The sequence below is a fragment of the Pollutimonas bauzanensis genome (assembly GCF_900129885.1).
Taxonomy (GTDB): Bacteria; Pseudomonadota; Gammaproteobacteria; order Burkholderiales; family Burkholderiaceae_B; genus Pollutimonas; species Pollutimonas bauzanensis.
In genome coordinates, this window is record NZ_FQXE01000010.1 from 1 (window position 1) to 13,787 (window position 13,787).

Consider the following 13,787-nt stretch of genomic DNA (forward strand, 5'->3'; position numbering starts at 1 on the left):
ACTTCCTTGAGCAGTTCAAGGGCCGCATCGTTCAGGCTGTCCAGAATGCGGTCGCTGCGCCAGAAATGGAACGACAGGTCGGTGGCGCGCTGCAAGCCGATGCGCACGTTCTCGAGCACCGTGAGCTGCGGAAACACCGCGGAAATCTGGAACGACCGGATGATGCCGCGCCGGGCGATCTGCGCCGGCTTCTCGCCGGTGATTTCATGGTCCGCGAAAAAGATCTTTCCGGAAGTGGGCGTAAGGAATTTGGTGAGCAGGTTGAAGCAGGTCGTCTTGCCCGCGCCATTGGGCCCGATCAGCGCATGGATGGTCCCGCGCCTGACCTGGAGATTGACGTCGCTCACGGCCACAAAGCCGCGGAACTCCTTGGTCAGGTGCCTGGCCTCCAGAATAAAATCAGCCATCATGTATTCCTTTCTGTTATGCATAGGTCGGCCTGAGCGCCGTGGGCGATCAACATCGCCGAACGGATTTTCATGCCCGGCGGCAAGCCGGGGCACTGCCCTCAAGCGCTACATGGTCTTGTCCGGCCACCGGACGATGCGCTGCCGCTGCCGACCCAGGCCTTCTATGCCCAATGTCACGATATCGCCGGCCTGCAGCCAGACAGGATCAGGCGTCTTGCCCATACCCACCCCGGGCGGAGTGCCAGTTGCGATGATATCGCCAGGAAGCAAGGTCAAATATTCACTGCAGTAAGAAATGAGCGTTGCAATATCGAAGATCATGGTGCTGGTTTTGCCATGCTGCATACGCACGCCGTTGACATCGAGCCACATGTCCAGGTTTTGCGGATCCTGCAATTCATCCGTGGTGACCAGCCAAGGCCCCACGGGAGCAAAAGTGTCGCATCCCTTGCCTTTGTCCCATTGAGATGACTGCATTTGAAATGCACGCTCGGATACATCATTGACCACGCAATAGCCCGCGACAAAATCGAGGGCGCTTTCTTTAGGAACATATTGCGCTTTGCTGCCAATGACCACGCCGAGCTCCACCTCCCAATCCAGACGAGTCGAATGACGCGGCTGGACCACATTATCATAGGGCCCACATAAGGCTGTCGTGGGCTTCAAGAAAATGATGGGCTCCGCGGGAACGGCCAATCCGGCCTCTTCGGCATGATCCGAATAATTCAACCCGATACAGACAATCTTGGAAGTCCCCCGGAAAGGAATACCGAGACGCGGCTCGCCGGATACGACAGGCAAGTCGGACGGGTTTATCGATGCAAGCCGGGCAAGGCCCCGGGGCGACAGATCTCGCGGCTCGATCGTATCCACAACCGACGATAAATCGCGCAAACGCCCCTCGGCATCAATGACACCCGCTTTTTCCATATTGGCGTCGCCAAACTGACATAATTTCATTTCCAAACAGCTTCCTATCAACTGGTTTTAAAAGTCCAGATATCTTCCCGCCCGCCCGTTGGAGCGGATCGCCATGGTTTCGACGGTGGTCAGTGCAGGCGTAGCATCCATCCGTAAAACGGCTCAAGAGACGGTGACAGCGTCATCAACCACCCAGGCGGCGCCATTGACGTGCGCCGCCTGGGCCGACAAGAGAAATGCTATGACACTGGCCACATCCTCTGGATTCGCATACGCTGATGCGCCCGCGCGGCGTATCCCTCCCAGATGCCCCGCCTGCTTATCCAATGCCCTGATCATTCGAGTCTCCACAGGCCCCGGCAGCACGGCATTGACCCTGACTCCCGTACCCGCGACATCGAGCGCGGCCACTCGCGTCAAACCCAGGACCGCATGCTTGGTCGCGACGTATCCGGCCAGACCCGCTCGACCGCGAATTGAAGACGTGGACGCCGTATTGACGATAGCGCCTTCGCCCCGCGGCATCATCCGCGCGAGCATATGCTTCAGACCAAGAAACACTCCCTTGGCATTGACCTGAAACAGGCGATCGAAAACTTCGTCAGGATAAAGGTGAATCGGGGCAACCACGCCTTCGATACCGGCGTTATTTGAAAATGCCGTGATGGGGCCAAGCCGACTCTCCACCTCATCGATGCAAGCGGCCACCTGATCGCCCGCCGAGACGTCCGTACGAACGAAGATTGCCAGGCGGCCAGTCGCTTCGACACAACGGACCGTTTCCGCGCCGAGCTCCGCATCGATATCGGCAACAGCCACATCACTTCCCATTTCGGCAAGCTTCAAAGCGACCGCCCGGCCGATGCCGCCCCCACCCCCAGTTACCAAGGCAACGCTCATGACGACTTCACGAATGAGCAGCCACCTTCACTCAGCGGGCGCCATACATCGGCCGCGGGAATGGTTTTCACGACATGATAATAATCCCAGGGATACTTGGACTCCTGAGGCTTTTTCACTTCGAACAAGTACATGTCATGGATTTTCCGGCCGTCCACCCGAATACTCCCCTTGCCAAAAAGCGGGTCGTCTGTCGCCAGCGCTTTCATCTTCTCAACGACACGCTTCCCGTCCTTCGGATCCTCCAGCGCTGTCGCCGCGCGCAGATAATGCAGCACAGATGAATAGACGCCCGCCTGGAGAGCGCTGGGATAGCGGCCATCAAGCCGTTTTGCGTAACGTTGGCTCCAGGCGCGCGTCTGCGCGTTCAAATCCCAATAAAAAGCTTCCGTGAATTGGAGGCCTTGCGCAATTGGCAGCCCCAGCGCATGTACATCGTTGATATACAGCACCGTTGCAACCAGCCGCTGCTTGCTGTTGGTAATGCCGAACTCTACAGCCTGCTTGATAGAATTGATCGTGTCTCCGCCAGCATTGATCAAGCCGATCACTTGAGCTTTGGATGACTGGGCCTGTAGAAGAAATGACGAGAAGTCCGGAGTATTAAGCGGCGTAAGCACGCTTCCAATGACCTTTCCGCCATTCTTGGCAACCGTGTTCGCGAGATCCCTCGCCATGGCGTGGCCGAATGCATAGTCGACAGTAAGATTGAACCAAGTCTTTCCTCCCGACTGGGTAATCGCCGTTGCGGCGCCCGCGGCAAGCGCGTGCGTATCATAGGTCCACTGAATGGTGTTGGGCGAACAATTCTTTCCGGTGAGGTCGGATGATGACGCGCCCGAGACAAGCATCACCTTGTTCTTGCCTTGCACAATATTGTTGACCGCCAGAGCGACGGCCGAATTGGGCAAATCGACGATGACGTCCACGCCTTCCCTGTCTATCCATTGCCGTGCTGTCGCCGCGGCGATATCCGCTTTGTTCTGATGGTCCGCGCTGATGATCTTTATGGGCCGTGTGCTTCGCCCTCCCTGCGCGAGAAAATCCTCCATGGCCATCTTGGCGGCAATCACAGACCCCTGACCCGTCACATCGCCATAAATACCGGACATGTCGGTAAGAACCCCGATCGTCAAAGGCTTCACATCCTGCGCCTTGACATTCATGGCTCCAAGGGCAAGCAGATTGAGCCCGCTCAAAAGCACCGAACGCCTCTTGTACTTGAATTTTTCCTTGCTCATTTTATTGCTCCTCAATTTATTTTCATTATCTTTTCGCTGCTTATCGAAAATGGTCTCTGATCCGGAGATCGCCGGACTTGCCCATCGCGCCCGGCCGCAGTCAGGCAATTGAAGGCCGCCGGGCAGGCTCCATTGATCCAGGCCATCCAAAAACCAGGGCATGGCTGAACCGCTCAAGGTATTAGGGTGTCAGGCGCTTGAGAAGGCGTCTGTCCTCGACGCCGAATCCGCCCCCATAAACATCTGAAACCATAAAATGCGCGCCAAGTATTTCCGGCTTCAGAGAGGCGATCGGATCGAATTCAGAATCATGAAGTTTCATGACTACGCGGCCGGGCAAAGGCCGGGAGTATTCAAGCGGAGTACGGCGATATACGATATCCGCATACACCGGCTCGGGGCGCTCCGGATGAGGCACGCGGCGAACGTGGATCTCCCCCGACGGCTGTTCATGCTGATCAACAAGCCGGACCAGGGGCGCCGCCGGATCAGGGATAAAGCTGAAATCGGCTAAAGGAATGGTGCGGCGCTTGACCCAGCCGTCGATCGAACCATCTTCAGCCTCATTGAACCGATATGTCGCGTCCTTTTTTGTATATCCGAAGATTTCCCGGCCCGCCGCAATACCCATGGGATCACTGCAATACATGTAGATGTGGGTCTGGGTGAAAAGGTCTTCATATCGGACGGCCACGGTAACCATCAGATCGAACATGGCACCCGACTGCAACGCCAACGTATGCCCCGGCGATAGCATGAAACGGAACGCGACCCGGTCATTGACGAGTTCAAACGGGGTATCGGCAAGCAATTCCTCCAGCTTGGCTTTATCGACCCGCGTCACAACCTCTACTGTGCGTAGCGCGCACTCCCATTCCAACGGATAGGCCGGGGCGTAAGGCGGGTTGACGCCACTATTCTGATGCATTTTATATTTGCCAAACATACTAACTCCTTTAGATTGGGTTTCAGCAGACCACCTTGTCCAGTACTTCCGGCTCGACTACTTGATGCCAAAGGACGATCGATACAGATCTGCAAAAATATGGATCACGTCAATAAGACACCGGAAAATGGTCGAACTCCAGAATCTCTGTATTTACTTTTGTTATATCGGTCACACCGCAAAGCGCCATGGTCAAATCAAGCTCCTTTTGAATGATCTCAAGACAATGCGTCACACCGGCCTCGCCCATGGCGCCGAGACCATAGAGAAAAGAGCGCCCGATGAAGGTGCCTTTAGCTCCCAATGCCACGGCCTTTAAAACGTCCTGACCGGATTGGATTCCTCCATCGAACAAGACTTCGATGCGCTCGCCAACAGCTTCGACAATGCGCGGAAGGACGGCGATGCTCGACAATGCGCCGTCAAGCTGGCGCCCGCCGTGATTGGAGACTATCAAAGCGTCGGCACCACATTGGACTGCCATTTCCGCATCGGCAACATCCATAATGCCTTTCAAGATAAGTTTTCGCCCCCAAATCCTCCGGATCCATCTGACGTCATCCCAGGACATCGTCTGATCGAACTGCTCGCTAACCCAATGCGCCATGGATGAAATGTCCGAAACTCCAGACACATGGCCAACAATATTTCTGAACGAATGGCGCCTCGTGCGCATCATGCCGAAGCACCAGCCGGGACGGGAAGCCATATTGACGATATTTCGCAGCGTCAGTTTGGGCGGCGTCGACAGGCCGTTCTTGATATCTTTATGGCGCAGCCCTTGAACCGGCAAATCAAGCGTCAACACCAGAGCGGAGCAATTGGCATCGCGAGCCCGCTCAATCAAGCGTTTAACAAATACCCTGTCTCTCATTACATAAAGCTGGAACCAGAATGGTCGCCGTGTGTTTGCCGCGACATCCTCTATCGAGCAAATGCTCATTGTTGAAAGCGTAAAAGGGATGCCGAAACGCTCTGCGGCGCGGGCAGCCAGAATTTCTCCATCCGCGCGCTGCATCCCGGCCAGGCCTGTGGGCGCTATGGCAAGCGGCATCGCCACTTTTTCACCCGCCATTTCACAGCGCTGTATGCGCTGGTCGATATTCAGGCCAACACGCTGGCGAAACCTGACCCTGGAAAAGTCATCGGAATTGGCGCGATAGGTGACGCCATCCCAAGACCCGCAATCCACATATTCATAAAACATTCGTGGAACACGCCGCTTCGCAAGAATCTGCAGATCCTTGATGCACGTAATGTTCTTGTATGAGCGTTTCACGTTGGGAGTCCTGGCATGGGGGCGGCTGAATGACACCTGGATAATTCGATATTGCGGAAGGCCGGTCCGGCCAATATTTCCGACAAACGTATATTGCATCCAATATGCATTGCTGTCAACGATATTTTGTATTCCCCCTGGCTGTACGAAAACAGAACCGTGGCGCAGGGTGATGCATCCGCGCCGGGAACATGCAATCGACGCGCATTGCGCCGGTGCTTGATGGGGTACGTTAAACTGGCATTTGTTCAGTCTGCACCATAGAGAGGCGCAAGGGAAAGGTATGGCGAATAAAGCAAACGACAAACTTATTACCGGTCCTTTGCGCTCCGCTAATGAAGGGCAAACCTCCCTGCAGGAGCAGACATACACCCTTTTAAGGGAAATGATAACTAAAGGGCAAATACAGCCCGGCGACCGCCTGATGGAAGCACAGGTGGCGCATGCCTTCGGCATAAGCAGATCTCCCGCGCGTCATGCCTTGACACTATTATGCAAAGACAAACTTGTCGAGGCCCATGGAAAGCGCGGCTATCATGTGTCGGGCAAGCCGGCAGGCACACAGCATAATCGGATGGCAAGGCTAGAACTCGTCAAGCTGACAGTGCCTCGCCAGTGGGAACTAATATACAAAGAGGTCGAGCAGGATCTGATCATAAGAATGCTTTTTGGGTCCGTCCGAATTAACGAGATGCGGCTCGCCCAGCATTACGATGTAAGCCGAACCGTTACGCGCGACCTCCTGGCGCATATGCATGGCGTCGGCATGATTTCGAAAGATATCGCCGGCCACTGGGTCGCGCGGCAAGTGACTCCGGAACGGATACGCCATCTTTACGAATTACGCTCGATTCTCGAACCCCAAGCGCTGCTGGGATCGGCCCCCTATCTACCCGCATCCTTGCTGGACGAATTCCGCGGCAATATCCTGTCCGCCCTCGAAAACGGCACCATTGATAGCGCGCATTTCGATCATGTGGAAAATGATCTGCACGTTCGCGCCCTGAGTTTTTGCCCGAATAAAGAAATACTGGGCGCGCTGAATCGCACACATTTTCTCTTCGGACCGACCCGCTATTTAACAAATGAGTTTCTGGGTATTCCGCTGGAACTTATCCGCGAAGCAATCGAAGAGCACAAGGAGATCATTGATCTTCTAATCGCCAAAAAGCCAGAGCAATCCGCCCAAGCCTTGCAGAAGCATCTTTCCGCGGCAGTGGATCGCTGGCTCCTGCGTTTCGAAATCACTGCCAAGATGGCCAAACTGAAATTGCCGCCGTATTTGACCCGGCTCGACGCTCACAAGCAAGAGGCAGAAGAGCGTCAAGAAACCGCTTAGACCGATGCTATCCATACTCGGATGACCGAATGCTTATGGCGGCAAATGAAGCATCGAGCGCCGCCATAAGCGCCCGCTGATGCGGGCCGTCCGCATCCCGCGCAAGCCCCTCCGGCATCGGCGGCCTATCCAGGCCAACTCCATATCGACGACCCCGCCAGCCCGCAGCGCATAACGGCATTTTCCGATCGCCCGGTCGCCAGTTCGCGCCCCCACAAGCCCAGCATCCCATGAACCCGATGCCATTGCGGGGCCTCCCTGCATCGCGAGAGATATTCAGTTGACGGCAAATATGTATAGAACTTATAATATGTTCGGACATAGAAACTATCGGTTCACGGCGGTACGAGAGCGCAGGTCCGGCGCTCCCGGGTCAGGATGACAAACAGATGCTCCTCCTGAACGTATGCCGGGCCAATGCTTATGGAACGAATCAAATGGAACATCGTGTGGTTGTGGTTACCGGCGCGGGCGGCGCAATCGGCCGCGGCATTGCGCTGGCGCTGGCGCGAGCCGGCGCCAGCGTGGTGGTAAACGATGTGGGTGTTTCATTGGCCGGCGAAGGGGGAGACGGCAGCGTCGCCGAACGGCTCGCGCAAGAAATCAAGGCGGCCGGCGGCATCGCCACTGCCAATTCCGACAGCGTGTCGAATTGGGATAGCGCGCAAAAAATCATTGCATGCGCCCTGGACACTTACGGCCGCATCGACGCCGTGGTCAACAATGCCGGCAATTTGCTGGATCGCTTCTTCCACAACATGACCGAAGAAGAATGGCGCTGCGTCATCGACGTGCACCTGCATGGCACCTTTTTCGTCAGCAGAGCTGCCGCGACGCATTTCAGGGCCCAGAATAATGGCGCTTACGTGCATATGACGTCCACTTCGGGCTTGATCGGCAATTTCGGCCAGGCCAACTACTCGGCGGCCAAACTTGGCATCGTGGGCCTCTCGAAATCCATCGCATTGGATATGCGGAAATACGGTGTCCGATCCAACTGCATCGCGCCATTTGCCTGGAGCCGCATGACCGACTCCATTCCCGCGAACACGCCGGAAGAACTGCAACGTATCGAAAAGCTGAAGAAGATGGACGCGGGCAAGATCGCGCCCATGGCGGTTTATTTGGCCAGCGTTGCGGCGAGCGCGGTCACGGGCCAGATCTTCGGTGTGCGGGCAAATGAAATCATTCTCTTCAGCCAGCCGCGCCCGATCCGCTCGGTGCACATGAGCGATGGCTGGACGCCGGAACTCATCGCCGAGGTCGCGATTCCGGCCATGCAGACGAATTTTTATGAACTTGAACGCTCGCCCGACGTTGTCAGTTGGGATCCCATCTGAAGCTTCCCTCGAAAAGAGAATGTCATGCCGGAAAAAGATATCCTGGCCGCTCCGGTTGCGGCAGGCCCCGAACAAACCTATTTCCAATACCTCGATGCTGGCGAATGGCGGGTGCCGCGATGCCGGGGCTGCGGCAAGATGGTGTTCTATCCACGCATCGCCTGCACCGCTTGCGGCGCAACCGCTTTCGACTGGATCGCGCCATCCGGGTTGGGCACCGTCTATTCGACCACCACGATGCGGCGTCCTGCGCAAGCGGGCGGAGACCGCAATCTATGCCTGGTCGACCTCGACGAAGGCTTTCGCATGATGAGCCGAATCAAATGCGCCGACCCCGGCGCGCCGAAGATCGGCGACAGGGTCAAGGCAAATTTGCATCGGGAGGCGCACAAGAATCTCGTCGTGTTCACTCTGGCAGAGTCCGCGGCATGAACGGTTCCTCGATCCGCGGCGCCACGGCCATCATCGGCATTGGCCACGCCGGCCTGGGCGCGGCCCATGGTTATACCGAAATGGAGATCCTGGCCCAGGCGGCAGCCAATGCCGTGGCGGATGCCGGGATGAAGATGTCGGATATCGATGGCCTGTGCACATGCAGCGCATCGGCCACGATGTGGGCAATGCCCGTTGCCGAATATCTGGGAATCCGCCCGACCTTTATCGATAGCACCATGCTGGGCGGCTCCAGCTTTGTCGCCCACTTGATGCCCGCTATCCATGCCTTGATGGCGGGCGAATGCAAAGCGGTGCTGATCTGCTATGGCAGCACCCAGCGCACGGGCGCGGTCAACCGCGCCGCCGTGGGGAAAATGCGCCAGACGCTGGACCCTCAGCCTTATGAAACGCCTTATGAACCGATGCAGCCGATCAGCGCCTACGCCCTGGCGGCGGCGCGCCACATGGCGCAGTTCGGCACGACGCGCGAGCAGTTGGCGGAGGTCGCGGTCGCGGCTCGCGCGTGGGCCCAGTTGAATCCCGAGGCATATTCCCGCGACCCCTTGTCGATTTCGGATGTGCTGGATGCGCGCATGATCTGCGATCCATTGACGATACGGGATTGCTGCCTTTTGACGGATGGCGCCGGCGCTTTTGTCCTGGTGCGCGGCGACCGCGCCAGGGAAACGCCGCACAAGCCCGCGTATGTGCTGGGCAATGCCACGGCGGTCTGGCACCGCCAGATATCCTCCATGCGCGACCTGACCGTTACCGCCGCGTCCGAATCGGGACAGCGCGCCTACAAAATGGCCGGGCTATCCAAAGATGATATCGATCTGCTTTGCCTGTATGACGCCTTCACGATCAACACGATACTTTTCCTGGAGGACCTGGGGTTCTGCCCCAAAGGCGAAGGAGGCCGCTACGTCAGCGCAGGCGCAATCGCGCCAGGCGGCATACTGCCGGTCAATACCAATGGCGGCGGACTGTCTTTCGGCCATCCGGGCATGTATGGCGTATTCCTCATCATCGAAGCGGTACTGCAATTGCGTGGCGAAGCCGGCGCAAGGCAGCAGAAGGTCGATGTGGCGCTGGTGCATGGCAACGGCGCCACGCTATCGAGCCAATCGACCGCGATTCTAGGCAGTTCCGCCACGCTATGAAATCCGCGGCCGGCAAGCTCAAGGAAAGTTCATGTTCCCCTCTTTGCAAGAGACCCAAATGATCAACAAAATTTCTGCCACTCTGCTCGAAGCGGTGTCATGCATCGTCGACGGATCCTCCGTGATGGTCACGGGATTCGGCGATTCCGGCCTGCCCCGCGAATTGCTTCACGCGCTGATCGAGCATGGCGCCGCGGACCTGACCATCATCAGCAATAACGCCGGGACAGGGACCGGCGGCCTCGCCGCCCTGCTTGCCGCCGGGCGCGTGCGCAAAATGATATGCACGTATCCCAAGTCGTCCGGCGCGGACGTATTCAGGGCCTTGTACGAAGCGAAGAAGATCGAGCTGGAACTGGTGCCTCAAGGCACGCTGATCGAACGGATGCGCGCGGCCGGCGCAGGCCTGGGGCCGTTCTATACCCCCACCGGTTTTGGCACGCCCATCGCCGATGGCAAGCAGCAATGTTTCTTCAAGGGAAAAGGCTATGTGCTGGAAGAGCCTCTGCATGCCGACTTCGCCTTGATCAAGGCCTATCACGGCGACCGCTGGGGAAATCTGACCTATCGCCTGGCCGCGAGAGGCTTCGGTCCCGTCATGTGCACCGCCGCGAAAACCGCGATCGTCCAGGTCGACGATATCCTTCCGCTGGGATTGATTCCGCCGGAGGCCGTGGTGACGCCGGGAATTTTTGTCAGCAAGGTCGTACGCAAGGACAGCCATCAATGAACGACGTCAAAAAATTAAGCCGCGACCGTGTCGCTCAACTGGTCGCCGCCGACATCCTTCCCGGCAGCTACGTCAATATCGGCCTGGGCATGCCGACCCTGGTTGCCAAGTACCTGGATCCGGACAAGGAAATCATTCTTCATAGCGAGAACGGCATTCTTGGCATAGAAGATGTGAGCCCCGGCGACGATGGCGACGAGGATCTGATCAATGCAAGCAAGGCAAGGCTGCAATTGATCCGGGGCGCTTCCATCTGCGACCAGTCGCTTTCATTCGCCATGATGCGCGGCGGGCACCTGGACGCCACCTTGCTTGGCGCATTCCAGGTATCCAGCAATGGCGACATCGCGAGCTGGGCGACGGACGACAGCGAAGCCGTTCCAGGCATAGGCGGCGCCATGGACCTGGTGGCCGGCGCGCGCAAAGTCATCGTCGTGATGGAACACACCACCCGCGCAGGCGCGCCCAGACTGCTGGAGTCGTGCTCCTTTCCATTGACCGGCAAAGGCGCCGTGAACACCGTCTATACCGATATGGCAATCATCGATATCGATCCCGAACGCGGCTTCGTTGTCCGGGCCATGGTCGAAGGCATGGCCAGAGACGCGCTGCAGGCTTCCACCGGGGCGCCCCTGGCATTCCCGGACAAACTGATTTTTATTTGACACAACATCACCCAAAGGGAGCGAGACCAATGAAAAATCTGTTCAAACATCTGATAGGCGGCGCGGTGCTGCTGGCTTCATCGATTGCAAGCGCTGCGCCATTTCCCGACCGCCCGATCGAATTGATCATTCCCTATCCGCCCGGCGGCACCGCCGACGCGGTGGGACGCCCTCTCGCCGCCGGCATGCAAAAGCGTCTCGGCGTGCCCGTGGTCGTTCAATACAAGGGTGGCGCAAGCGGGGCGATAGCAACCCAATACGTCGCGCGGGCGGCGCCGAATGGCTATACCGTGATAATGGTGCTGGCGGCGCATGCGATCAATCCCAGCCTTTATCCCAATCTGCCTTACGATGCGGTAAAGGACTTCACGCCGATTTCAATGGTGGCGAAGCTGCCGCTGGTGCTCTACACCAACCCCAAGTTCGGGCCGAAAACCATCCCGGAATTCATCCGGTACGCCAAGGACCATCCCGGCGACCTGTCGGTCGGGTCCGCCGGCAATGGCAACACCAGCCACCTCGCGCTCGAGCTGTTTTCCAACATGGCGGGCGTCAAGCTTATGCACGTGCCATACAAAGGAGGCGGTCCTTCGATCATCGCCGCCATGGGAGGCGAGGTGGACGCTGTATTTGCGGGGCCCGACAGCCTGCATCTGGCGCAGGCCGGAAAATTGCATGTGATGGCGGTCACCAGTCCCAAGCGCCTGGCGTTGACGGCCGATACCCCGACCATCCAGGAATCGGGCCTGAAAGACTATGAGGTGCAGGGCTGGTACGGACTGCTGGCGCCGGCCGGCACACCCGATGACGCCGTGGCGGTTCTGAACAAGGCCGTGGCCGATACATTGGCCGATCCGCAGTTCACCCAGGTCGTGGAAGGGCTGGGATACATCCCCTCGCCTTCGTCGCCGGTGGGATTCATGGATTACATAAAGCAGGAAATGGCGCGCTGGGCCCAAGTGGTCAAGAAGGCCAATATCAAGATCGAATAGCCCGGATTCCTTAAAATTCACTAGCACACACAACCATGCCAATTTCCGTTATCGAGTCAGCCATTTTCAAAGACATGTTCGGCACCGCGGCGATGCGGGCTGTATTCGACGATGGCGCGACCTTGCGCCGTTATGTCGAGACCGAGGTCGCTCTGGCGGTCGTGCAGGGGCGCCTGGGCATCATTCCCCAGGCGGCCGCCGACGCCATCGCGGAGCGCGCCGATGCGTCGCTCATCGACCTCGAACAGCTAAAAATCGAAACCGAGATCGTGGGCTATCCCATTCTACCGCTGGTAAATCAGATCTCGAAGATGTGCGGTCCCGAAGGGGAATACCTGCATTGGGGCGCGACCACGCAGGACATCATGGATACGGCCACCGTGCTGCAGATCCGCGAGGCCTTGGACCTGATCGAAGCGGACCTCGAAGAGCTCGATGCGATCCTGGACGCGCAGGCCTGCCGCTACCGGGACACGCCGATGGCGGGCCGTACGCATCTGCAGCATGCGCTGCCCATCACCTTCGGCTATAAGGCGGCGGTATGGCTGCTGATGGTGCGCCGCCACCGCCAGCGCCTGGAGCAGCTCCGCCCCCGTGTGCTGGTCGGGCAATTCGGCGGCGCGGCGGGGACTCTGGCGTCCCTGGGCGCTCAAGGGATTGCCGTGCAAGAAGCGTTGATGAAGGAATTGGCTCTGGACGCGGCTCCCGTCACCTGGCACGTCGCCCGCGACGGGCTGGCGGAGACGGTCCAGTTCCTGGGGCTGGTCACATCGACGCTGGGAAAGATCGGCTTGGACATCATGTTGATGATGGCCAACGAGATAGGCGAGGCATTCGAACCTTTCGTCAAGAACCGGGGCGCATCGAGCACCATGCCGCAGAAGCGCAACCCGATTTCCTGCGAACTGATGTGGAGCGCGTCGAAAACCGTGCGGCAGCATGCCGGCCTTGCGCTCGATGCCATGGTGCAGGACTTCGAACGCGCCACCGGCCCCTGGCATATCGAATGGTCCGCGATCCCGGAATCCTTCGTATTGACGGCGGGGTCGCTGCGGCAGGCGAAATTCATGCTGGCTGGCCTGGAAGTCGACACGGAGCGCATGCAGCGCAATCTGGACATTACCGGCGGGCTCATCGCCTCGGAGGCGGTCATGATGGGGCTTGCCCCGTATCTGGGCCGCCAGACCGCGCATGACGTCGTCTATGATGCCTGCCGCAAGGCCGCCACTTCCGGCAGTCCGCTCGCCCAGGTCCTGTACCAGGATCCGCAAGTATCGGCTCATCTGGATCGCGCCGCGATAGACCGGCTTTGCGATCCAGCCAACTATCTGGGATCGGCGCCGCAGATGGTCGACCGCATGCGCCAATTCAAGTAGCAAGGCCGCGGCTCTCCTGGCGGGGCGCGCCAGCTAATAAACACGGA

At 58.2% G+C, this 13,787-nt stretch carries 14 protein-coding genes; 8 read left to right on the forward strand and 6 right to left on the reverse strand.

The genetic code is table 11. From position 1 onward, the window contains the following. The 6 genes from BUB23_RS17040 to BUB23_RS17065 form a co-directional block, all read right to left on the reverse strand. Window positions 1–410, reverse strand: a 410-nt coding sequence (locus BUB23_RS17040) for an ATP-binding cassette domain-containing protein (protein WP_245801311.1), incomplete at its 3' end; no start/stop codon positions are given. Between the two features lie 105 nt (window positions 411–515). After that, window positions 516–1,373: a fumarylacetoacetate hydrolase family protein gene (locus BUB23_RS17045; RefSeq protein WP_073105146.1), complete on the reverse strand. Its 858-nt coding sequence runs from the start codon at window positions 1,371–1,373 to the stop codon at window positions 516–518. A gap of 123 nt (window positions 1,374–1,496) precedes the next feature. Further along, window positions 1,497–2,234 (reverse strand): SDR family NAD(P)-dependent oxidoreductase, encoded by a 738-nt coding sequence (locus tag BUB23_RS17050; protein ID WP_073105152.1) that lies wholly within the window; start codon window positions 2,232–2,234, stop codon window positions 1,497–1,499. Further along, the gene (locus tag BUB23_RS17055; RefSeq protein WP_073105158.1) at window positions 2,231–3,475 is read right to left on the reverse strand and encodes an ABC transporter substrate-binding protein; all 1,245 of its coding nucleotides are present in this window, start codon (window positions 3,473–3,475) and stop codon (window positions 2,231–2,233) included. The genes BUB23_RS17050 and BUB23_RS17055 overlap by 4 nt, the downstream gene beginning before the upstream one ends. Before the next feature lie 181 nt (window positions 3,476–3,656). Next, window positions 3,657–4,421 (reverse strand): acetoacetate decarboxylase family protein, encoded by a 765-nt coding sequence (locus BUB23_RS17060; RefSeq protein ID WP_073105163.1) that lies wholly within the window; start codon window positions 4,419–4,421, stop codon window positions 3,657–3,659. A gap of 109 nt (window positions 4,422–4,530) precedes the next feature. Next, window positions 4,531–5,700, reverse strand: a complete 1,170-nt coding sequence (locus BUB23_RS17065) for an alpha-hydroxy acid oxidase (RefSeq protein ID WP_281255562.1) — start codon at window positions 5,698–5,700, stop codon at window positions 4,531–4,533. Window positions 5,701–5,983: 283 nt separating this feature from the next. Between BUB23_RS17065 and BUB23_RS17070 the strand changes: the two genes are divergently transcribed. From BUB23_RS17070 to BUB23_RS17105, 8 genes are all read left to right on the forward strand, one after another. Further along, the gene (locus BUB23_RS17070; protein WP_073105167.1) at window positions 5,984–7,039 is read left to right on the forward strand and encodes a GntR family transcriptional regulator; all 1,056 of its coding nucleotides are present in this window, start codon (window positions 5,984–5,986) and stop codon (window positions 7,037–7,039) included. A 437-nt stretch (window positions 7,040–7,476) separates the two neighbouring features. After that, window positions 7,477–8,379 (forward strand): SDR family NAD(P)-dependent oxidoreductase, encoded by a 903-nt coding sequence (locus BUB23_RS17075; protein ID WP_073105172.1) that lies wholly within the window; start codon window positions 7,477–7,479, stop codon window positions 8,377–8,379. A 24-nt stretch (window positions 8,380–8,403) separates the two neighbouring features. Beyond that, window positions 8,404–8,811, forward strand: a complete 408-nt coding sequence (locus BUB23_RS17080) for a Zn-ribbon domain-containing OB-fold protein (RefSeq protein ID WP_073105177.1) — start codon at window positions 8,404–8,406, stop codon at window positions 8,809–8,811. Further along, the gene (locus tag BUB23_RS17085) at window positions 8,808–9,977 is read left to right on the forward strand and encodes a thiolase (protein ID WP_073105181.1); all 1,170 of its coding nucleotides are present in this window, start codon (window positions 8,808–8,810) and stop codon (window positions 9,975–9,977) included. The genes BUB23_RS17080 and BUB23_RS17085 overlap by 4 nt, the downstream gene beginning before the upstream one ends. 58 nt (window positions 9,978–10,035) lie before the next feature. Beyond that, window positions 10,036–10,707, forward strand: coding sequence for a 3-oxoacid CoA-transferase subunit A (locus BUB23_RS17090; protein WP_073105186.1), 672 nt, complete (start codon window positions 10,036–10,038; stop codon window positions 10,705–10,707). Continuing rightward, complete coding sequence (locus BUB23_RS17095; RefSeq protein WP_073105190.1) at window positions 10,704–11,372, forward strand: 3-oxoacid CoA-transferase subunit B; 669 nt, start codon at window positions 10,704–10,706, stop codon at window positions 11,370–11,372. Before BUB23_RS17090 ends, BUB23_RS17095 begins: the two co-directional genes overlap by 4 nt. Window positions 11,373–11,401: 29 nt before the next feature. After that, window positions 11,402–12,364, forward strand: a complete 963-nt coding sequence (locus BUB23_RS17100; protein WP_073105194.1) for a Bug family tripartite tricarboxylate transporter substrate binding protein — start codon at window positions 11,402–11,404, stop codon at window positions 12,362–12,364. Window positions 12,365–12,399: 35 nt separating this feature from the next. After that, the gene (locus BUB23_RS17105; RefSeq protein ID WP_073105197.1) at window positions 12,400–13,740 is read left to right on the forward strand and encodes a class-II fumarase/aspartase family protein; all 1,341 of its coding nucleotides are present in this window, start codon (window positions 12,400–12,402) and stop codon (window positions 13,738–13,740) included. Window positions 13,741–13,787 lie beyond the last annotated feature (47 nt).

What these genes read in the sequence shown, in the direction of transcription:
- BUB23_RS17080 (WP_073105177.1), top strand. Translation starts at nt 8,404, where the DNA reads ATGCCGGAAAAAGATATCCTGGCCGCTCCGGTTGCGGCAGGCCCCGAA.
- BUB23_RS17070 (WP_073105167.1), top strand. Translation starts at nt 5,984, where the DNA reads ATGGCGAATAAAGCAAACGACAAACTTATTACCGGTCCTTTGCGCTCC.
- BUB23_RS17050 (WP_073105152.1), bottom strand. Translation starts at nt 2,234, where the DNA reads ATGAGCGTTGCCTTGGTAACTGGGGGTGGGGGCGGCATCGGCCGGGCG.
- BUB23_RS17060 (WP_073105163.1), bottom strand. Translation starts at nt 4,421, where the DNA reads ATGTTTGGCAAATATAAAATGCATCAGAATAGTGGCGTCAACCCGCCT.
- BUB23_RS17085 (WP_073105181.1), top strand. Translation starts at nt 8,808, where the DNA reads ATGAACGGTTCCTCGATCCGCGGCGCCACGGCCATCATCGGCATTGGC.
- BUB23_RS17090 (WP_073105186.1), top strand. Translation starts at nt 10,036, where the DNA reads ATGATCAACAAAATTTCTGCCACTCTGCTCGAAGCGGTGTCATGCATC.
- BUB23_RS17095 (WP_073105190.1), top strand. Translation starts at nt 10,704, where the DNA reads ATGAACGACGTCAAAAAATTAAGCCGCGACCGTGTCGCTCAACTGGTC.
- BUB23_RS17075 (WP_073105172.1), top strand. Translation starts at nt 7,477, where the DNA reads ATGGAACATCGTGTGGTTGTGGTTACCGGCGCGGGCGGCGCAATCGGC.
- BUB23_RS17100 (WP_073105194.1), top strand. Translation starts at nt 11,402, where the DNA reads ATGAAAAATCTGTTCAAACATCTGATAGGCGGCGCGGTGCTGCTGGCT.
- BUB23_RS17055 (WP_073105158.1), bottom strand. Translation starts at nt 3,475, where the DNA reads ATGAGCAAGGAAAAATTCAAGTACAAGAGGCGTTCGGTGCTTTTGAGC.
- BUB23_RS17045 (WP_073105146.1), bottom strand. Translation starts at nt 1,373, where the DNA reads ATGAAATTATGTCAGTTTGGCGACGCCAATATGGAAAAAGCGGGTGTC.
- BUB23_RS17105 (WP_073105197.1), top strand. Translation starts at nt 12,400, where the DNA reads ATGCCAATTTCCGTTATCGAGTCAGCCATTTTCAAAGACATGTTCGGC.